Here is a 19,193-nt window from a genome sequence, read left to right as displayed (position 1 = left end):
CCGGCGCCGCGCCGCAGCGCTCAGAATCTCAGATTCGCAATTGCCGCATTGTTGCTTTCGTCGGGGTCCGGCGCGTCCGAGGCCACGTCGGCGCTGACGGTCACGCTGGAAATGCCCAGCGCGAAGCGCAGCGTTTCGCTCGCGCCGGCCCGGAGCGTTTCCGTCGTGCAGCGATACGCCTGCACCCGGCCCACGCTGGGTTGCGCCACGCAGTTGGCTGGCGCAACGATGCGGCCGAACACGCGCGCGCGGAACTCGATCGCGACATCGGCCTTTCCTGCGGCCGTACCGCCCAGATGGCTCACGTCGACGGCGACGGTTTTGCGCGCCTCGGCGCGGATCGCGACCGCGAGATCCGCCGTCGGCGCGCAACCGCGGCCGGCCAGCACCGAAACGCCGTCGCCGTTCAGTGCGATCGCCGCGTCCGTGCAGCCGTCGCCGTCGAGATCGCCGAAGGCGAGGCCCTGCGGGGTGTAGTGCGACTGATAGGGAATCGTCACGAGCTGTTCCGCGCCGAGTCCGGCGCTCCCCTGCAGATACAGCCCGAGGCGCGACCAACCGCTGTGCAGCACCGCGACGTCGTCCCGGCCGTCGCGGTCGAGATCGACCGCCTGGAGCGTCGACGGAATGTCGTAGCTCGGCAGTGTCGCGGTGGCCTGGAGCTGGCCGTTTGCGTCTTGCCGATAGCGCCACAGCCAGGTCGGCGAATTGCGCCCGCGCGAGAGGATCGCGTCGTCGCGACCGTCATCGTCGAAGTCGCCGACGGCCAGGCCGGCCGTCAGTTCGTTGGTTCCGACGAAATAGTTCTGCGACGCAAGCCAGCCTGCCATGCCGTCGCTGCGATACACCGTCAAGTTCGGCACGGAATAGCTGTAGCTCGACATGATGGCGAGATCGTCGAAACCGTTGCCATCCAGATCGCCGATCTTCAGATCGTTGAAGCCGCCGGACTGCGTGCCGAGCGTCTGCTGGCTTGCGATGCCGCCGAAACCGTCGCCGTAGTGGATCGTCGCCGGACCACCGTTGCTCAGCGCAACGATATCGTCGACGCCGTTGCGGTCGACATCGAGCCGGGCGAGCACGTTGCCGCTGCGGTTCGTGGCGACGGTGCGCAGGCTGAAGCCGCCGGTGCCGTCGCGGCGCAGCAGCGCGAGGCCGCCGGCATGACCGACGGCGATATCGAGCACGCCGTCGGCATCGAGGTCGGCCAGCGCGAGGCCGCGCGGACTGCCGTAGGTCGTCGTGTACGGCACGGCGACGGGCTGGGCGAGCCTGCCGTCGGCCTGCTGCACATGAATCAGTGCGTGGTTCGACCAGGCGTTCGCGAAGTAGGCGTTCGTGGCGACGACGAGGTCGTCGCGGCCGTCGCCGCTGACATCGCCGATCGCGACCGACTCGGCTTCGCCGTGGGACGGCACGCGGATTTCCGGCGCGAAACCGAACGCATGCGCGTCGGCCGTCGCGCAGAACAGCAGGGCGAGCGCGAGCGCTGCGCCAAGGCGGTGCTTGGGCATCTGTGGTCTCCGGTTGGGCTCAGGGGACGTCAGGATCGCGTACGGCTGCAGCACGGCCTGAGACGCACGGCGCCGCCTGTCGGCGACGGGCGGTGCGCTATTCCTTGCGCCGTTTCGCGCGCGGATGCGCGGCGTCGTAGACGCGCGCCAGATGCTGGAAATCCAGATGGGTATAAACCTGCGTCGTGGAAATGTCCGCATGGCCGAGCAGTTCCTGCACGGCGCGCAGATCGCCAGAGGACTCCAGCAGGTGGCTCGCGAACGAGTGCCGCAGCAGATGCGGATAGACGCGCTTCCAGACGCCCTGCGCCTTGGCCCAGTCCTTGAGCCGCTTGCGCACGCTCGCCGGCGATATCGGCCGGCCGCTGCGGCCGCGGAACACCGGCTCGGCCGCGTCGGGCCGGGCCTGTGCGTGCAGCGCCGTCAGTGCCTCGATCGCCTTGCTGCCGATCGGCACGACGCGCGTCTTCGAACCTTTGCCGAGCACGCGCACGAGTCCCTGCGGCAGGTCGATGTCGTTCCAGACGAGACCGGTCAGTTCGGCGAGGCGCAGGCCGCTCGAATAGAACAGCTCCAGCATCGCGCGGTCCTGCACGGCTTCGGGCGTGTCCGTCGGAATCTCCACGAGCGCCGTGGCTTCGTCGACGTCGAGCACCTGCGGCAGCTTGCGCCGCTGTTTCGGCGCGCGCACGTCGAGCGCGGGATCGTGCGCGATCACGCCTTCGCGCAGCAGCCAGCGGAAGAAGCTGCGGCAGGCCGACAGCAGGTGATGCAGGCTGCCCGGCTGGCGGCCGCGCCGGTGCTCGCGCGCGACGAGACCGCGCAGCGGTTCGGCGCGCAGCTCGCGCCAGTGCGTCAGCCCGAGCGACTGCGCGTACGTGTCGAGCAGCGCGAGCTCGCGCGCGTAGTTCGTGATCGTGCCGGGCGCGTAGCGCTTCTCGACGCGCAGGTAGTCGAGGAATCGCGCAACGTCGGCGCCGAGCGTGCTCATGGATTCATCCGGTACGACGAGCCGTCGCGGCGCAGGCAGCCGCGGCGCAGGCACGTCAGCACATCGGATAGCGCGTGACCGACGCGGTGATCGCCTCGGCGATGAGCTTCAGGAACACCGTGCCCATGCCCGGGTGGAAGCGATCCATGTCGTGGCTGCCGATCGCGAGCATGCCGAGGCCGTTGACCGGCATCAGCACGGCCGAATGCACTTCGCCGGCGCGCGGGCCGAACAGTGCGGCGAGCTTGTCGGGCTGCAGGCGGCCGCAGAGCGGCTCGTTGCGCTGCAGGAATTCGGCGAACGCCGGCAGCGCCGATTTTCCGCCGGGTTCGAGGATCAGCCAGTCGGCGACCGGCAGCGCGTCGCTGCGGCCGAACAGCACGATGCGCACGAGGTCGGTGTGGAAATCCTCGGTCAGGCCGGCGACGACGCGGCTCAGGCTGTCGGCCAGCGAGGTCGCGCGCATCAGCGACAGCGTCAGCGTGTGCACGCGGATCATGAGCTGCTCGTTCTCGTGCGCGATCTCGATGAGTTCGCGCAGGCGCCGCGTGAGTTCGCGGTTCTTGTCGCGCAGCACGTCGAGCTGATAGCTCGCGAGCGAGGCGGCCGCGCCCTGGTCGCGCGGCAGGCGCAGCGCCATCGCGAGATCGGGAAATTCGTTGAGGAATTCCGGGTGCCGGCGCAGATAGCTCGCGACTTCCATCGCGGTGAGGCCGTCCTTCAGGCTCATGTCGCTCATACGTGATAGTTCCCTTCGAAGACGAAAGCGGCCGGACCCGTCATCCAGACGGTCTGTCCGGAGCCGGCCCAGGCAATCTGCAGCGTGCCGCCCGGCAGGTGGACGTCGACCTCGGCGCCGACGCGGCCGCGGTGCGCGAGAACGGCGACGGCCGCACACGCGCCGCTGCCGCAGGCCTGCGTTTCGCCGACGCCGCGTTCCCAGACGCGCAGCCGGATTTCGCGCGACGACATCACCTCGGCGAAACCGACGTTCGCGCGATCCGGAAAATCGGCATGGGTTTCGAGCTGCGGGCCCCAGCCTGCGACAGGCGCGGCCGCGCTGTCGGCGACCTCGATCACGGCATGCGGATTGCCCATCGAGACGGCGCCGAAATCCACGTCGTCGGCGCCGAGCCGGCGCCGGTAGAGCGCCGCTCCGGCTTGCTCGCGCAGCGGAATGGCCGCCGGCGCGAACTGCGGCACGCCCATGTCGACGCGCACGCGGCCGTCGGCCAGCACTTCCACGGCGACCGGGCCGCTCGGGCTCTCCAGCCGCGTCAACCCGTCGCCGAGCGCGCCCTCGCGGCGCAGCCAGGCCGCGACGCAGCGCACGCCGTTGCCGCACTGGCGGGCTTCGCTGCCGTCGCGGTTGTAGATGCCGTAGCGGAACGCGCAGGACGCATCGCGCGCGGGTTCGATCGTCAGCAGCTGGTCGAAACCGACGCCGAGATGCCGGTCGCCGAGCCGCGCGATCGCCGCGGTGTCCAGCGGCAGCGCGCGCGCGCGGCAGTCGACGACGACGAAGTCGTTGCCGATGCCGTGCATCTTGCTAAAAGGCAATAATTCCATAACGCCGGAATCGTCGCCGCTCACTTGCCCGCGTCGGTCTTGGCCGGCGCCGGCGTCGTACCGGGTTTAACGAGATCGCCCTTGTTGCCGCAGGCCGCGACGAGACCGATCAGGCAGAGCAGGAACACGATGCGCAGAAGCTGGGGCATGGCAGGGACCGTGACAGTGCGGGGATCGGACGGGCGATCCTGATGCGAGGTTGACGGAGGATGCAGTATAACGAGACGCATCCCCGGTACGGCGATCGGCCATGGTGCCCGAGATTCCCGCGTTGCTGCCTGCTGTCGCCGCTGCCGTGTTCGGGCTCGCGGCGCTCGCGCAATCCTTCGCCGTGCGCCGGCGGTGGCGCCAGCGCCGGCGGCTGTCCGCGTGCCATCGCGGCGCGTGGCTGCTCGTGCTGCTGAGTCTGGCCCTGGTGCTGTGCGCGCTGTCGCTGTCGCTCGACGGCTACCGGCGGCTGGTTGCCGAGCAGCCCGTCGCGACGATCGGCGTGCGCGCGTTCGGGCCGCAGCAGTGGGCGCTGCGCGTGGATCTCGCCGACGGCACGCACGAGAGCGTGCAGCTCGCCGGCGACGACTGGCAGCTCGACGCGCGCGTGATCAAGTGGACGCCGCGCGCGGTCAGTCTCGGCGCCGAGCCGCTGTATCGCGTCGAGCGCATCAGCGGCCGCTGGCGCGACACGACCAAGGCGCAGACGACCCCGCCGAGCGTCACTGCGCTGTCGGGCGACGGCGTGCTCGATCTGTGGCAGCTCAAACGCCGCTATCCGGCGTGGCTGCCCTGGGTCGACGCCGATTTCGGCAGCGCGGCCTACATGCCGCTGATCGACGGCGCGCGCTACGAAGTCACGATTGCCGCCGCGGGCGGACTGATCGCGCGGCCGGCCGATGCGCAGACCAGGGCCAAGCTCGAGGCGACCGACTGGTAGCCGTACTCGCCGACGACGCGTGCGGGCCGCTATGCTTCGCGGTCCCGTCCGCGAACCGGCGGCGATCGGATCACGCCATGAATACCCTGATCCTCCTCGCCGAAACCGAACGTTCGTGGTCGCCCGTCGTCTGGGCGGTCGAGCGCGGCGCCGAGTCCACCGAGGACGGACGCACGATCCTGGACGAGCGCGACGGCTGGCTCTCGATTCGTCCGGATCAGAGCCTGCTCGACGATTTCGGCGACGACGAAAAGGCCGACGCGCTCGGCGGAATCGCGGATCCCTCCCTGTTCGTCGTCGAGTGGCGCGGCGACTGGCTCATCGAAACCTTCGTCGACGCCGTGCCGCCGGAATGCCGCGCGTTCGTCGACAACGACCACGGCGTCTTCGTGCCGGTGACGCTGCTGCAGAACGTTCCGCGTGCGGCGTGGGCACGGGTCGCGGCTCTGCAATAGCCGCGCCGCGCATTACGCGCATCTACTTGCGCTTGAATCGCAGCGCCATGCCCTGCCCTGCGCCGGCATCGAGCGGATGCTCGTCCTCGCCGTGGCAGGACTTCACGTCGGTCACGGTGTAGATCGCCGCGGGATCGAGTTCGTGCACGAGGCGCAGCAGCTCGGGCATGCGCCGGCGCTTGTCGACGACGTAGAGCACCTGCACCGGCGCATCGCCGCGGTGACGGCCGGCGAGTTCGACGACGGAATAGCCGCGCTTCGTCAGCGCCTCGGCGAGGTTGCAGGCGCTGCAATAGGAAATGATGCGTGCGAGTTCGCGGCCGACGCCGAGGCGCTTTTCCAGCGTGATGCCGACGAAGTTGCCGGTCGCATAGCCCGCCGCGTAGGCGATCACGAGATACCAGTTGTCGAGGTGGCCGATGACCTTGCTCGCGGCGACGACCCAGATCGCCGCTTCGCAGAAGCCGATCAGCGCCGCGAGCAGCCGGTATCCGCGAAAGCCGACGAGGATGCGCACCGTGCCGAACGAGACGTCGACGATTCGTGCGAAGAAGATGGCGACTGCAAGCAGCGCCGGATAGGTGTCGATGAGGGTGGCGAGCGTCATGGTCGTGCGCTATCGCAGCGTCTCTCGCTGCACGTTCTGTTTCACCGAATCGGCTTCGATCGCAACCCAGACGAACCGGCGGCTCGCGTCCGCAGCCATGAGCTTGCGCATTTCGCTGAGCGAGGTGCCGCAGGGACCGCACCAGCCGGCCCAATACAGGAACACGACGACGTCGGTGCCGGCGAGATCGGGCTTGGCGACCGGGTTGCCCTGCCGGTCGGTCAGGAATCCGAACAATTCGTCGATCGTGAGGCCGCCGGGCAGCGCGTTGCGCTCTTTCAGCGCTGCATCGAACCGCCACGGCATTCGATAGTTCCAGCCGACGCTGTGCATCACATGGCTGCCGTCGGCGACGAACACGTCCATGCGCGGCAGTCGCAGGCCACCCATGGATTCGAGCTGGTGCAGGCGACGCCGCGACAGCACGGTTTCGACGAGCCTGACATTGGGCGGCATCTGGTCGGCCGCCGGCAGCCGGCTGCGCTTGGCCGCGTCGGTGACGTCGGTCGCGACACCGGCCTCGGCCTGCAGCGACGGGTCGGCCGTCTGCAGGAATGCGAATGCGGTCATCAGGGCGAGCAGTTTCATGGGAGTCCGTCCCGCAAGTCCTTTTCATAGCGCCAGGCCGCGGCGCCGTCGTCATAGTAGTCCGCGAGTGCCGCCGTGCGCCGGTAGCCGCGCGTCTCGTAGAGCTGTACTGCAGCGGCGTTGTCCTGCCGCACTTCCAGACGCAGCCCGCGGCAGCCGCGCTCCCGCGCGTGCGACTCGGCCGCCGCAAGCAGCGCTCCACCGATGCCGCGGCCGCGCGCGGCCGCGGCGGTCGCGAGCGAATACAGCCGTGCGAACGGCGACCGCGCGCGGTAGAACACGAGCGCCGAGCCGAGCAGGCCCTGCGCATCCTCGGCGATCAGCAGCGCCGCGGAGCGGCTGTCCAGATGACGTCGCAGCTGGCGCGCGCTCATGCGGTCGTAGTCGAAGCTCGCGGTCTCGAGCGCGACCAGCGCGTCCAGATCGGCGGTTTCGGCGCGGCGCAGGCGGAAGTCGGGGGACGGAGGCACGCGGCGGAGACTAGCAGGCCGCGGACGCGCGCAGGTGTGTCGCAGGCCCGGACCGGCGCTGCATGTCGGCGTCCCGGCGCATTCGCTGAACTGCGCCTGCACGGTCGCGCCGCGGGGTACGTAACGGAACCTTGCGCACGTGCCGCGCTCACGGCCCTGTGTCACACTCGCGCCGCTCGCAAATCCACGTGTCCGCCCCTGCCATGCCCGACCCTGACCCTGCGGTCATCGACCGCATCGCCGTCTCGTACCTGCACTCATGAGTCGCCTCGTCATCGTCGTCGAAAAGGCGTCGGACTGGGGTTCGTACTACCCGTCGGACAACGTGGTCACTGCGAAGGACTATCTGCGCGAGTCGCTCGACGCCGACGATGAACGCACGCAGGTCATCAACCTCTGCCGCAGCTACAAATACCTCGGCACCGGCTACTACGTGTCGCTGCTGGCCGAGGCGCGCGGACACAAGGTCATCCCGTCGGTGCGCACGATCAACGATCTGCGCCGGCGCTCGCTCTACGGCCTCGACATCGAGGATCTCGAACAGCGCATCAGCCGTTTCCTGCCCGATTCGCGCGACACGACCGACTTCGGCCTGCAGGTGTATTTCGGCGAGACCAGCTACGCGCCGCTGCAGGATCTCGCGCGCCAGGTGTTCGAAATGTTTCCGTGCCCGATCCTGCGCATCGAGTTCGAGCGCGAGCGCGAATGGGGCATCTCGGCGATCAAGCCGGCCGGCCTGCACACGCTCAACGATCCGCAGGAAGACGCGTTCGCCGACGCGCTCGACCGGTTCTCGAAGAAGCTCTGGCGCAAGCCGCGCGCGCGGCGCAAGTTCCGCTACGACATCGCGATGCTGCACGACCCGGCCGAGGCGATGCCGCCGTCGAACAAGCGCGCGCTGAAATCCTTCGTCGACGCGGGCAAGGACCTCGGCATCGAGGTCGACCCGATCACGCGCAACGACTACACGCGGCTCGCCGAATACGACGGGCTGTTCATCCGCGAAACCACGGCGCTCGACAATCACACCTACCGCTTCGCGAACAAGGCGGAGAAGGAAGGCATGGTCGTCATGGACGACCCCACGTCGATCCTGCGCTGCACGAACAAGATCTATCTGCACGACCTGCTGCGCTCGCGCAAGCTGCCGACGCCCAAGAGCGAAATCCTGTTCCGCGACGACACGAAGAAACTCGCCGAGCTGCCGGCGCTGCTCGGCTTTCCGATCGTGCTCAAGATTCCCGACGGCTCGTTCTCGCGCGGCATCGTCAAGGTCGAGAACGCCGAGGAACTCAAGAAGGGCACCGAGGACCTGTTCCAGCACACCGCGCTCGTCATCGCGCAGGAATACCTCTACACCGATTTCGACTGGCGCATCGGCGTGCTCAACAAGGATCCGCTGTACGCGTGCCAGTACTTCATGTCGCGCGGCCACTGGCAGATCTACAACCACGGCGCGCGCGGCACGGCGAAATCCGGCGGCTTCAAGACGCTGCCCGTGCGCGAAGCGCCGCCCGAGGTCGTGCGGCTCGCGCTGAAGGCGACCAGCCTCATCGGCGACGGACTCTACGGCGTCGATCTCAAGCAGGTCGGCAATCGCATCGTCGTCATCGAAGTCAATGACAATCCGTCGATCGATGCGGGCGTGGAAGACGAATACCTCGGCGACGATCTCTATCGCCGCATCATGGAAGAATTCCTGCGCCGGCTCGAACGCAAGCGGCTGGGCATCGAGGATTGAGAGCCCTGGTAGGTTGGCGGTGAGCCGCAGGCGAACCCCAATATCGAGGTGGTTCCGCTGCGAAGAACCCGTGCCGGAAATAGTCGCTTGCGGCTATGTTTCCACAGCGCCGTGACGGAGTCCTCCGCTCGGCGGAAGCGGCGACCTCGATGTGGGGGTTCGCCTGCGGCTCACCGCCAACCTACCGCGCACTCGCGATGCGACGCGCCTGTGCCCTGACGTGACGCCATCCCTGGCGCCGGTCGAACGGACTTCCGGTCCCGGCCACGTCAGAACGGCGATACAGGAACGAGCCGACGAGGATGGCCCGCGCCTGTGCCGCCAACCGCCGGCGATGTTGCATCGCCCACATCAGGAGTGGTGCACCCACGAGCCAGTACGCGGTCCAGCCGAAGGCGAGCGAATGCGCGCGTGCGGCAGGCAGCAACAGAACGCCGGCAATGCCGGCGACGAGCCAGAGTTCGACGAAGCGCGCGATCAGGGTGGATTCGGGCGAACGATCGACGGGCTGCTGCGTTCGTGCCTGAGGCATGGCGTTCTCCGCTCGTGGGTGCCGACGCAGTATCCGCAGCGCGAATCTCAGATCCTGCGAGTGCGCGAAAGCCGCGTGACATAATCGTCCGACCTCATCGGAGACGGCGCGTGGAAACCCACACCATCCTGCAGTACACCGTCGTGCTCCTCGCCGCTGCCGTCGTCGCGGTGCCGATCGCGAAGCGCTTCGAACTCGGTGCCGTGCTCGGCTATCTGATCGCCGGCGCCGTGATCGGCCCTTCAGGCTTCAAGCTGCTGCAGAACCCGGAACAGATCGCGCACATCTCCGAACTCGGCGTCGTGCTGCTGCTGTTCGTGATCGGGCTCGAACTGTCGCCGCAGCGGCTCTGGGTCATGCGCAAAGCCGTGTTCGGCGCGGGCCTCGCGCAGGTGCTCGCGACCGCCGGCGTGATCGCGGCGATCGCGATCGCCGCATTCGACGTCGTGCCGAAGTCGGCCGTCGTGATCGGTCTCGGCCTCGCGCTGTCGTCGACCGCGTTCGGCCTGCAGCTCCTTGCCGAACGCAAGGAACTCACATCGCCGCACGGCCGTCAGGGCTTCGCGATCCTGCTGTTCCAGGATCTCGCGGCAATCCCGATTCTCGCGATCGTGCCGGTGCTCGCGGTCGGCCAGGGCGCGGCGGTCAACACGATCGAAGCCGGCAAGGTCGTCGGCACGCTCGCACTCGTCGTGCTCGCCGGACGCTTCCTGCTGCGTCCCGTGTTCCGCATCGCGGTGAACACGCGCATACCCGAAGTGTTCACGGCGACCGCGTTGCTCGTCGTCATCGGCACGGCCTGGCTCATGGAACTCGCCGGCATCTCGATGGCGCTCGGCGCTTTCCTCGCGGGTCTGCTGCTGGCCGATTCGGAATATCGCCACGAACTCGAATCGCAGATCGAACCGTTCAAGGGCCTGCTGCTCGGCCTGTTCTTCGTCAGCGTCGGCATGGCCGTCGATCTCGCGCTGCTGCTGCGCGAGCCCTGGCTCGTGCTGGGACTGACCGCCGCGCTGCTGCTCGTCAAAGGCGCCGTGCTGTTCGCGGTCGGCATGACCGTCGGCGGAATCGATCGCTGGCAGTCGCTGTCGCTCGCCGCGGTGCTCGCGGCCGGCGGCGAATTCGCGTTCGTCGTGTTCTCGCTGGCCGCGGGCAACAATCTGATCGACCCGCGCACGCACGGGCTGCTGACGCTCGTCATCACGCTGTCGATGGCGGCGACGCCGCCGCTGCTGCTCGCGCTCGGCCAGCTCGTGCAGGCGAATACGCACAAGCCCGAGCGCGAGTTCGACCGCATCGACGGCGATCCGCCGCGCGTCATCATCGCGGGCTTCGGCCGTGTCGGGCAGATCGTCGCGCGCGTGCTGCGCGCGCAGAAGATTCCGTTCACCGCGCTGGAGAATTCGATCGAACAGGTCGATGCGTCGCGGCGTTTCGGCAGCACGATCTATTTCGGCGATCCGAGCCGGCCCGAGCTGCTGCGCGCCGCGCATGCGGACCGTGCCGAGATCTTCGTACTCGCGACCGACGATCCCGAAGCCAACGTGCGCACGGCGCGGCTGGTCAAGCGCATGTATCCGAATCTCAAGATCTTCGCGCGCGCACGCAATCGCCAGCACGCGTTCAAGCTCATGGACCTCAATGTCGACGGCGTCGTGCGCGAAACGCTCGAAGGCAGCCTCGACCTGACGCGTCAGGTGCTCGAAGCGCTGGGCCAGCCGCCGCGCGTCGCCGCCGACCGCATCGCGCGCTTCCGCACGCACGACGAAGCGCTGCTCAAGGCCCAGCACCTCGTCTACGACGACGATGCGGCACTGATCCAGTCCTCGCAGGAAGCTCTCGTCGAACTGGAACGGATCTTCGCGGCCGACACGAGCGAAGTGCAGACGCAGGAGTGGGTTGGCGGCGTGAATCGGGAGTGGTGAAAAGAAACGCGTTGAGAGGAGCGAGCCGTGAGCGGAGGGCCACCTCACATACTCGCGTCTCGCTGCTCTTCACTTCGATGGCGGCACCGCCGATCCAATCCCCTCAGCCGTGGTTGGCCGGCTGCCTCAGCATCTGCGCAAGGCTCGGAATCGCCGCGGACGCGCCGAGTTCGGTCGCGACGTCGGCGTAGCCGAGCAGTTCGGCGAGTTCCGCCGGGCGGCGGCCGAGGCAGTCGCGGATGTCGCGCTCGGCGCCGCGTGCGAGCAACTGGCGCGCGCAGCCGAGCAGGCCGTGGATTGCGCAGGCATGCAGCGCGCTGACGCCGCGTTCGTCCTGCGCATCGAGGTCGGCGGCGAAATCGAGCACGAGTGCGACGAGGTGCGCGACCTGTGCCGGATCGCAGGGCGAACCCGGATCGGCGCGGCCGCCGACGAGCAGCAGCAGCGCGGTCTGGCCCTTCGCGTTGCGCGCGTTCGGCGCGGCGCCGAGGCGCAGCAGCACTTCGAGCACGGCGCGCGCGCGCGACCCGGCGTGACCGAACGCGTAGTGCGCCGCGGCGTGCAGCGCGGTCGAACCCTTTTCGTCGGCGAGATTCGGATCGGCGCCGGCGGCAAGTAATTTTTCCACAAGTTCCGGAAAGCCGAGCGCCGCGGCGATCATCAGCGTGGTGCCGCCGCCGGGCAGGCGGCGGTCGAGCGCGGCGCCGTGTGCGAGCAGCCGGTCGACGACGCTCTCGCGGCGCGCGCTGACCGCGGCCGACAGGCAGGTCGCGCCGCCCGCCGCCGTGTGTTCGATATCGGCGCCGCGCGACAGCAGCAGGCGCACGACGTCGTCGTGGCCCTGGCCGCACGCGCGCAGCAGCGCGGTCGCGCCTTGCGCGTCGGTGCCTTCGATCGGCAGTCCGAGTTCGAGCAGCCGTTCCACGGCCGACGTATCGCCGCCGGCGGCGGCCGCGACGACGTCGTCGGCGCGCAGGCGCCGGCGCGGCAGCGGCCATTTCGTCCAGTGCAGCCAGCGGCGCAGGGATTTGCTGCCGGTCAGCGCGCGGCCGAGTGCGGTCTCGCCGTCGTTCGCGGCGATCTGCGGATCGGCGCCGTGGCGGATCAGCGAGCGCACGACGCCGTCGAGCTGCGCCGCCGGCGCGGCGAGTGCCGCGTGCAACGGCGTGCGGCCATGCTGGTCGCGCGCATTCGGGTCGGCGCCGGCGTCGAGCAGGCGGTCGAGCAGGCGCGAAGCGGCGAGCTGCGCGGCGAGATGCGTGGCGGTCTCGCCGTGTTCGTTCGCGGCGAAGGCGTCGGCACCGCGCTGGGCCAGGTCGAGCGCGATCGCGAGCAGCTGCTCGCGCCGTGCCGCGTCGCCGGTGTCGCGCGCGGCTTCGAGCACGCGGCGCAGCACGCCGGCGCCGCCGCTGCCGGCACCGGCTTCGACGAGTTCGGCCAGCGCGTCGGCGGAATCGGGCAATCGTTCGAGCACGGCGGAGAACAGCGTGCCACGCGCGAGATACGCGTCGGGGCGCAGGCCGTGATTGAGCAGCCACTGCCGCGCGCGCGCGTCGCTGTGCGTCGCCAGTTCGAGCCAGATGCCGGCGAGATCGATCTGCGACCACTGGCCGATCTGCGGCAGCAGCCCTTCGGCGATGGTCCAGTGGCCGAACCGCAGCGCGTCGAGCAGGTGCGCCGGCGAGTCGGCGACTGCGCTGCCGACGCCCTCGGCGACCGAACTCGGCAAGGCGTAGTCGGGATCGATCAGCGCGACGAGATCCCAGCGGCCGCCGGCGATCGCGTGATCGAGCGCGCGACGGCCGTCGGTGCAGGCGCGCTGCCGGTCGATGCCGAGCGCGAGCAGCGCGCGCACGACCGTGGCGTTGGCCTGGCGCGACTGGCACGCGATCACGAGCGCGCTGCGGCCGAGGTGGTCGACGCGATTCGGATCGGGCTTGCGCGCCGCGAGCAGCGCGATGACTTCGGCCGCGCCGGCGCGCGCGGCTTCCATCAGCGCGGTCGTCGCGTGCGTGTCGCCGACGTCGACATTGGCGCCCGCGTCGAGCAGGCAGCGCACGATCATCGCGTGACCCGCCAGGGCCGCGGCCATCAGCGCGGTGCGGCCGAGCGGCCCCTGCGCGTCGATGCGCGCCTTGTGCTTGAGCAGCAGCTTCACGCCGGTGACGTCGTCGTCGGCGATCGATGCCGCGGCGCTCAGCGCCGGCTGCGCATGCTCGACTTCGTTGCGTGCGCCGCGCTCGAGAAAGAAGCGCAGCAGCGCCCAGTTGGCCGCGTGCGCGGCCTGTCCGAGCGGCGTCAGGCCGTCGCGGTTCACTGCCGCGATCGGCGCACCCGCGTCGATGAGCATGGCCGCGACGACGGGGTCGACCGCGAGCGCGGCGTAATGCAGCGCGGTATTGCCCTGGGCGTCGCTCGCGGCCGGATCGGCACCGTTGGCGAGCAGCGTCAGCACGGCGTCGGGGCGGCCCTGATAGCTGTCGCGCGTCGCGGCGAGCAGCGGGCTCAGGCCCGCGTGCGTGCGATTGACGTCGGCGCGCTTGGCGATCAGCGCGCGCAGCAGGCGCACTTCGGGCAGTGTCGCGGCGAGCATCAGCACGCTGCGCTGGTCGCGTTCGCCGGCGGCCGGCACGGTGTCCGGATCGGCGCCGCGTTCGAGCGCGGCGAGCGCGAGTTCGACCTGTCCGCAGCGCGTCGCGTGCAGCAGCGCCGCGTCGAGTTCGCTCTTGCCGAGGCCGCCCGGCAGTTCGCGCGGCAGGTCGCAGCCGCTGTCGGAACCGTCCTCGGCGTTGGCCGGCGGTTCCGCGCGGCGCGCGCGGCGCGCGGTCAGCAGCGCGCGCAGGCTGCGGTTCGCGACGACGAGCTGCATCAGCGGCAGCGCGATCACATAGACGAGCAGCACTAGCGTGCGCAGCTCGCTCGGCAGGCCCTGGCCGAGCCCGGCGATGCCGACCGCAAGTCCGACGAGCACGAGCTGCGCGAGCGCGACCGGCAGGCCGTGGCTGAAGAACAGCTCGTGCTCGCCGGTCAGGTGCCGCGCAAAGCTCACGCTGCGCGAGACCGCGGCGAGGATCCACGAGCCGTTCTCGTCGTCGGGATAGGCGTCGTCCCAGACCAGGGCGAGGCCGAACGCCGGCCAGACGCGCCAGAGCAGCAGCAGCGCGACGACGACCGCAGCCGACAGCAGCATCGTCGCAGCCAGCGATCCGGCCTGCAGCAGCCAGGCCAGCGGCCAGCCGAGCAGCAGCATGACGGCCGCGGTATAGGAGGCCAGCAGCACGAAATGCGCGGCGCCGCGACGCAGCACGGTGCGGGCAAAACTGTCCTCGAGGTCGAAGCCGAGGCCATGACAGACCGCGGCGAGCGACAGCGAATTCGCGGCCAGGAGCAGCAGCAGGGTAGCCGGATGCACGACGAACGCGGCGACCAGAAGACAGAGCGCAGCCGGCAGGAAATACGGCAGGCTGGCGACGAAGGCGGCGAGGCGCGTCGGCTTGGCTCGGGGCACGCGAAACTTCCGTACAGATCGGGCGATGAGAACCGGCCCCAAAAACGGGCCTGAATGAACCGGGCCTGGAAAAGCGGGCCTGGCGATCCGCTGCCGGCTCGCCGGGCTGCCGCCGTTTTCGGCGAACGGCAAAACCCGGGCGAGTATATGCAGTTAATTCATCGCTCGCGGTAAAACCCGGTTCAGCCGGCCGCGCCGTTCATGTTGCGCCGCGACAGAGCCTATTGCGTCGTCTCGACGGGCGGCGGCGGCAACTGCAGGTGGAAGCCCGGGCCGCGCAGGTTCGCGATCACGGTTTCGACGTCCTCGCGCGCGAGCTTGCGCTCGGGCGACAGGGCCAGCTCGATGACGAAATTCAGCGGTCCGAGCGTCGCCGCGAGCGTCGCGGGCAGCAGCTGGAACGCATCGCGCTCGCGCAGATAGACGTAGGTCTCCGCGCGGCGCAGGCTTTTGTATACAAAGCAATTCATCGGGCGGTCTCCGTGTCCGGCCGCGGATCTTACCGCTCGTGGAACGACTGGAGGGGGCGTGAATGACGAGAGGGTAGGGGTTCAGGAACCAGAGGAAGAGCGCACCGGTTCCCTCTGGCCCCTACCTGCGCCCCTCTATTCTTCCTCAATCGCCGAACTTCGCCGGCGCCGGCGGCGCCTGCAGTCGCGGCTTCGGGCTGGCCGGCAGCTGGCCGAGCAGCACCTCGACGGCCTTCTCGATGCTCGGATCCTTGCCGGCGGCGATGAGTTCGGGACGGTCGATGACTTCGATGTCTGGCGAAACGCCCTCGTTCTCGACCGCCCACTGGCCGTCGGTGCCCATGAAGCGGAATGTCGCGGCGAGCACGCTGCCGCCGTCGGCCAGGCCCGGATTGCCCGAGATGCCGATCAGGCCGCCCCAGGTGCGCGTGCCGATCAGGGTTCCCAATTTCAACTTCCGGAAATAGTACGGAAATGCATCGCCGCCGGAGCTCGACAGGCCGTTGATCAGCATTGCCTTCGGCCCGTCGTGCGAGACCAGCGGCGTCGGCGCCGGATCGAGGCCGCGGCGCTTCCAGTAGTTCAGCGGCGTGCGCGAGAGCAGTTCGATCATGCGGTCCGGAATGAAGCCGCCGCCGTTGTAGCGGTCGTCGATGATCAGCGCTTCCTTGTCGTGATACGCGAGCAGGCCGCGGTTGAGTTCGCGGTTGCCCTCGACCGCGGTGTTCGGCACGTGGATGTAGCCGATGCGGCCGTTCGACAGCTTGTCGACATAGGCGCGGCGCGCGGCGACCCAGTCGGCGTAGCGCAGGTTCTGCTCGGACGTCAGCGTCTTCACGCGCACGGTACGCGCGCCGCTCGCGCTCGGACGGCTGTTCACGGTCAGGCTCACGACCTGGTCGCCGCGGCCCTGCAGCAGCGCATACGGATTCGTGACGCTTTTCGCGTCGACGCCGTCGACCGCGATCAGATAGTCGCCCGGCTTCACGTCGACGCCGTTCTCGGTCAGCGGCGAACGCAGGTCGCGATTCCAGTTTTCGCCGGCGAAGATGCGCGCGATGCGGAAATAGCCCGATGCGTCGGTCGCGAATTCGGCGCCGAGCAGGCCGCCCGCATGACGCTCGACCTTCGGCACGTCGGGCGAGGCCTGCACGTAGACGTGACCCGCATTCATTTCGCCGGCGACTTCCTGCAGCAGGAAATCGAGGTCGGCGCGGCTGCCCAGATGCGGCACCCAGGCGCCGTAGCGTTCGCGGATCGTGGTCCAGCGATCGAGGCCGCCGTGCACGTTCGGGTCGTAGAACCAGTCGCGCAGGATGCGCCACGCGTCGGCGAATTCCTGCTGCCATTCGACGCGCGGATCGATGAAGAGCTCCATCCGGTCGAGGTTCAGCGCGCCGGCGTTGAAGTCCTGGCCCGCGTCGGCCTTGACCAGCGCGAAGCGTTCGCCCTGCTTGAGCAGCAGCATGTTGCCGGTCGCCGACAGGCGGTAGTCGGCGATGTTCGCGGCGACGGCCTTGTCCTGATCGGCGTCGAGCGCGAGACGGCGCAGTTCCAGCGGCTGCTGCTGGCGTGGATTTCCCGACAGGAAATAGACCGCATCGGGACCGGCCTGCAGGCTGCGGTAGTTGCCCGAGCCCACCTTGAGGGCGACGGCGCGGCCGGCGATGCCTTCGCGATCGAGGATGATCTCCTGCGCGACCGCGCCGGCGACGGGCTTGTCCTTGGTCTTGTCCTTCGCCTTGTCGTCGGCCGGTTTGTCGGCGCCGGCGACGACGGGCTTGGCTTCGTCGCTCGGCAGCGGATAGACCGTCGGGCTCGTCGTCGCGAGCGTGACCGCGTACGGACGGGTCGCGTTTGTATACAGATAATTTTGTTCAAACGCGCTGAAGGTCAGGTTGTAGTCGCGGTTGGACAGGAAATAGAGCCAGCGGCCTTTCGGATCGAACGCCGGATTGAACGCGCTGCTCGTCGCTTCGGTCACCGCGCCGGTGCGTGCGTCGGACAGCGAGTACAGCCAGATCTGCGTGAGCCCCGCGCCGTTGGTCTTGGTGTAGGCCAGCAGATTCGAATCCGGCGCCCAGGCGTAATCGGTGATGTCGTCGAACTGGCTCTGATCGACTTCGCGCGTGGTGCCACTGCCGATGTCGACGATGCGCAGGCGCTGGCGCTTGTCGGCATAGGCGAGCTTGCGCGAATCCGGCGACCACAGCGGCGGAAAGCGCCAGGTGCCGCCGTCGCGCGTCACGCGCTGCGGCTCGCCGCTGCCGTTCTGGTCGCGCACGTAGAGTTCATATTCGCCGGTTGCGTCGGACAGGTAGGCGATGCGCTTGCCGTCGGGCGACCAGGTCGCCGAGATCTCGCGCGCGGCCGGCGTCCGGCTGAGATTGCGGATCTCGCCGTTCTTCGCCGGCACGCTGAACAGTTCGCCGCGCGCGCCGAACACGGCGCGTTCGCCCTGCGGCGAGAGGTCGAACGATTCGATCTGCGGCGCGACCTTCTTCCAGGCCGGCAGCGCCTGCGGCTGATCGCCGGCGACGCGGATGTCGAGCTTCGCCGCCTTCGCCGTGGCCGGGTCGAAGCGCCAGATCCAGCCGCCCTGCTCGAACACGATCGCGTCCTTGCCGGCGCTCGGCCACAGCACGTCGAAGTCGTCGAAACGCGTGAGCTGGCGCGCATCGCCGCCGCCGGCCGGCACCGACCAGAGGTTCAGCGTGTGGCCGCGATCGGACACGAAGTAGACGGTGTCGCCGACCCACATCGGTTGATGATCGGTTGCGCGGTTGTCGGTCAGGCGCACCGAGGTGTTGCGCGCGAGATCGTAGGTCCAGACGTCCTGCGCGCGTCCGCCGCGATAGCGCTTCCAGCTGCGGAAATCGCGGTCGATCGGCGTGTACACGACCGACTTGCCGTCCGGCGAAAACATGCCGCCGCCGCTCTCGGGCATGGCCAGCGGCGTTTCGAGCCCGCCGTCGGCCGGCACCTGATACAGCCGTCCGCCGCGCTCGTCGTAGGGCACGCGGTTCGCGCGGAACAGCACGGACTTGCCGTCGGGGCTCCAGTCGAGCACGCGATAGTCGGTGCCGCCGCGCGGCGGCATGCTGCCGATGTCGCTGTACCAGGTCAGCTGGCGCGGCGTGCCGCCGTCGGCCGGAATCACGTAGACCTGGCGCGTGCCGTCGTATTCGCCCGAAAACGCGATCCAGCGGCAGTCGGGCGAGAATTTCGGATAGAGCTCGTTGCCCAGGTGCGAGGTCAGCCGCTGCGCGGTGCCGCCGCCGGCGCCGACGCGATAGACGTCGCCGGCCTGGACGAATGCGACGGAATCGCCGCAGACGTCGGGAAAACGCAGCACGCGGCTGGCGCCAGCGTCGGGCGCCGCCGCAGCGGCGGCAAGCAGGGCGGCGGAAACGAGCATCGGCATCGGCAAGTCCTGGCGGCAAGAATCTCGCGCGATTCTAGGCGCCGCAACGCGGGGTGCCCTGGGCCAAAAGGGCTAGGCGGATCGTACGGCGCAACAACCGAGGGGTATTGCGCCAACGGCTAGGCCGAAGCGAAAGAGCCAAAGCCGAATTCTCGCTTGTCGAAGGCCTTTGCTTCGCTTCTTTGCTCGCCCTGCTGGACTGGACCGGCTTCGGAGCGATTCGGCGAATGCGCCGCGCTTATCGCGCCCTACGAGGTCAGCGACGCCAGCTCCTGCTGCGCCGCATCCAGATGCGCCTGCTCCTTGCGCCGGTAGTACTTCGGCGCGGCCTTCGCGCGACGGAGCATGTCCTCGAACACGCGGCGCGCGTCGGCGTCGCGCTGCAGCGTCTTCAGCAGACGGCCGTAGCGCAGGCGCGGTTCCTCGCCGGGGTAGCTCGTCGACAGCGCCGCATATTCCTCGAGCGCGCGC

At 69.1% G+C, this 19,193-nt stretch carries 16 protein-coding genes and 1 pseudogene; 4 read left to right on the top strand and 13 right to left on the bottom strand.

Annotated elements, in window-relative coordinates:
* Positions 1-20: 20 nt before the first annotated feature.
* The 5 genes from VLF18_RS10375 to lptM all read right to left on the bottom strand — a co-directional run bounded on the left by VLF18_RS10375 (position 21) and on the right by lptM (position 4,223).
* Positions 21-1,514: a VCBS repeat-containing protein gene (locus tag VLF18_RS10375; protein WP_325279556.1), complete on the bottom strand. Its 1,494-nt coding sequence runs from the start codon at positions 1,512-1,514 to the stop codon at positions 21-23.
* 97 nt (positions 1,515-1,611) lie between these two features.
* Positions 1,612-2,505, bottom strand: coding sequence for a tyrosine recombinase XerC (xerC, locus tag VLF18_RS10370; RefSeq protein WP_325279555.1), 894 nt, complete (start codon positions 2,503-2,505; stop codon positions 1,612-1,614).
* Between the two features lie 55 nt (positions 2,506-2,560).
* Positions 2,561-3,244 (bottom strand): DUF484 family protein, encoded by a 684-nt coding sequence (locus tag VLF18_RS10365; RefSeq protein ID WP_325279554.1) that lies wholly within the window; start codon positions 3,242-3,244, stop codon positions 2,561-2,563.
* On the bottom strand, positions 3,241-4,074 hold the full coding sequence (gene dapF / locus VLF18_RS10360) for a diaminopimelate epimerase (RefSeq protein WP_325279553.1): 834 nt from the start codon (positions 4,072-4,074) through the stop codon (positions 3,241-3,243). Before dapF ends, VLF18_RS10365 begins: the two co-directional genes overlap by 4 nt.
* A gap of 20 nt (positions 4,075-4,094) precedes the next feature.
* On the bottom strand, positions 4,095-4,223 hold the full coding sequence (gene lptM / locus VLF18_RS10355; RefSeq protein ID WP_325279552.1) for an LPS translocon maturation chaperone LptM: 129 nt from the start codon (positions 4,221-4,223) through the stop codon (positions 4,095-4,097).
* Positions 4,224-4,324: 101 nt separating this feature from the next.
* Here lptM and VLF18_RS10350 point away from each other — a divergent pair, with 101 nt between their 5' ends.
* Positions 4,325-5,002, top strand: coding sequence for a hypothetical protein (locus VLF18_RS10350; protein WP_325279551.1), 678 nt, complete (start codon positions 4,325-4,327; stop codon positions 5,000-5,002).
* Positions 5,003-5,079: 77 nt separating this feature from the next.
* Positions 5,080-5,457, top strand: a complete 378-nt coding sequence (locus tag VLF18_RS10345) for a hypothetical protein (RefSeq protein ID WP_325279550.1) — start codon at positions 5,080-5,082, stop codon at positions 5,455-5,457.
* A 22-nt stretch (positions 5,458-5,479) separates the two neighbouring features.
* On the opposite strand, the gene VLF18_RS10340 is transcribed toward VLF18_RS10345, so the two are convergent.
* The 3 genes from VLF18_RS10340 to VLF18_RS10330 are packed head-to-tail and all read right to left on the bottom strand — an operon-like array spanning position 5,480 to position 7,122.
* The gene (locus VLF18_RS10340) at positions 5,480-6,064 is read right to left on the bottom strand and encodes a DUF2179 domain-containing protein (protein WP_325279549.1); all 585 of its coding nucleotides are present in this window, start codon (positions 6,062-6,064) and stop codon (positions 5,480-5,482) included.
* 9 nt (positions 6,065-6,073) lie between these two features.
* The gene (locus tag VLF18_RS10335; RefSeq protein WP_325279548.1) at positions 6,074-6,652 is read right to left on the bottom strand and encodes a peroxiredoxin family protein; all 579 of its coding nucleotides are present in this window, start codon (positions 6,650-6,652) and stop codon (positions 6,074-6,076) included.
* Positions 6,649-7,122 carry a GNAT family N-acetyltransferase gene (locus tag VLF18_RS10330; RefSeq protein ID WP_325279547.1) on the bottom strand — a complete coding sequence of 158 codons (474 nt, stop codon included), beginning with the start codon at positions 7,120-7,122 and terminating at the stop codon, positions 6,649-6,651. Before VLF18_RS10330 ends, VLF18_RS10335 begins: the two co-directional genes overlap by 4 nt.
* A gap of 259 nt (positions 7,123-7,381) precedes the next feature.
* Between VLF18_RS10330 and VLF18_RS10325 the strand changes: the two genes are divergently transcribed.
* Positions 7,382-8,863 (top strand): RimK family protein, encoded by a 1,482-nt coding sequence (locus tag VLF18_RS10325; protein ID WP_325279546.1) that lies wholly within the window; start codon positions 7,382-7,384, stop codon positions 8,861-8,863.
* A 181-nt stretch (positions 8,864-9,044) separates the two neighbouring features.
* Here the strand turns inward: VLF18_RS10325 and VLF18_RS10320 are convergent, their stop codons facing one another.
* On the bottom strand, positions 9,045-9,395 hold the full coding sequence (locus VLF18_RS10320; RefSeq protein ID WP_325279545.1) for a hypothetical protein: 351 nt from the start codon (positions 9,393-9,395) through the stop codon (positions 9,045-9,047).
* A 110-nt stretch (positions 9,396-9,505) separates the two neighbouring features.
* On the opposite strand from VLF18_RS10320, the gene VLF18_RS10315 reads away from it, so the two are divergent.
* Entirely contained in the window at positions 9,506-11,320 is a 1,815-nt protein-coding gene (locus VLF18_RS10315) for a monovalent cation:proton antiporter-2 (CPA2) family protein (RefSeq protein WP_325279544.1), read from the top strand.
* Positions 11,321-11,423: 103 nt separating this feature from the next.
* Here the strand turns inward: VLF18_RS10315 and VLF18_RS10310 are convergent, their stop codons facing one another.
* From VLF18_RS10310 to VLF18_RS10295, 4 genes and pseudogenes are all read right to left on the bottom strand, one after another.
* On the bottom strand, positions 11,424-14,828 hold the full coding sequence (locus VLF18_RS10310) for an ankyrin repeat domain-containing protein (RefSeq protein WP_325279543.1): 3,405 nt from the start codon (positions 14,826-14,828) through the stop codon (positions 11,424-11,426).
* Between the two features lie 221 nt (positions 14,829-15,049).
* Complete coding sequence (locus VLF18_RS10305) at positions 15,050-15,298, bottom strand: YcgL domain-containing protein (RefSeq protein WP_325279542.1); 249 nt, start codon at positions 15,296-15,298, stop codon at positions 15,050-15,052.
* 145 nt (positions 15,299-15,443) lie between these two features.
* Complete coding sequence (locus VLF18_RS10300; protein WP_325279541.1) at positions 15,444-18,722, bottom strand: S41 family peptidase; 3,279 nt, start codon at positions 18,720-18,722, stop codon at positions 15,444-15,446.
* Positions 18,723-18,970: 248 nt separating this feature from the next.
* A pseudogene (locus VLF18_RS10295) lies at positions 18,971-19,193 on the bottom strand (hypothetical protein); the annotation flags it as partial.

The sequence above is a fragment of the Tahibacter sp. genome (genome assembly GCF_035481375.1).
Lineage (GTDB): Bacteria > Pseudomonadota > Gammaproteobacteria > Xanthomonadales > Rhodanobacteraceae > Tahibacter.
This window is presented reverse-complemented; position numbering and strand designations above follow the sequence as displayed.

Coding starts and splice junctions, on each gene's coding strand:
- lptM (WP_325279552.1), bottom strand. CDS start 4,223: ATGCCCCAGCTTCTGCGCATCGTGTTCCTGCTCTGCCTGATCGGTCTC.
- VLF18_RS10300 (WP_325279541.1), bottom strand. CDS start 18,722: ATGCCGATGCTCGTTTCCGCCGCCCTGCTTGCCGCCGCTGCGGCGGCG.
- VLF18_RS10365 (WP_325279554.1), bottom strand. CDS start 3,244: ATGAGCGACATGAGCCTGAAGGACGGCCTCACCGCGATGGAAGTCGCG.
- VLF18_RS10340 (WP_325279549.1), bottom strand. CDS start 6,064: ATGACGCTCGCCACCCTCATCGACACCTATCCGGCGCTGCTTGCAGTC.
- VLF18_RS10335 (WP_325279548.1), bottom strand. CDS start 6,652: ATGAAACTGCTCGCCCTGATGACCGCATTCGCATTCCTGCAGACGGCC.
- VLF18_RS10320 (WP_325279545.1), bottom strand. CDS start 9,395: ATGCCTCAGGCACGAACGCAGCAGCCCGTCGATCGTTCGCCCGAATCC.
- dapF (WP_325279553.1), bottom strand. CDS start 4,074: ATGGAATTATTGCCTTTTAGCAAGATGCACGGCATCGGCAACGACTTC.
- VLF18_RS10345 (WP_325279550.1), top strand. CDS start 5,080: ATGAATACCCTGATCCTCCTCGCCGAAACCGAACGTTCGTGGTCGCCC.
- VLF18_RS10375 (WP_325279556.1), bottom strand. CDS start 1,514: ATGCCCAAGCACCGCCTTGGCGCAGCGCTCGCGCTCGCCCTGCTGTTC.
- VLF18_RS10305 (WP_325279542.1), bottom strand. CDS start 15,298: ATGAATTGCTTTGTATACAAAAGCCTGCGCCGCGCGGAGACCTACGTC.
- xerC (WP_325279555.1), bottom strand. CDS start 2,505: ATGAGCACGCTCGGCGCCGACGTTGCGCGATTCCTCGACTACCTGCGC.
- VLF18_RS10325 (WP_325279546.1), top strand. CDS start 7,382: ATGAGTCGCCTCGTCATCGTCGTCGAAAAGGCGTCGGACTGGGGTTCG.
- VLF18_RS10350 (WP_325279551.1), top strand. CDS start 4,325: ATGGTGCCCGAGATTCCCGCGTTGCTGCCTGCTGTCGCCGCTGCCGTG.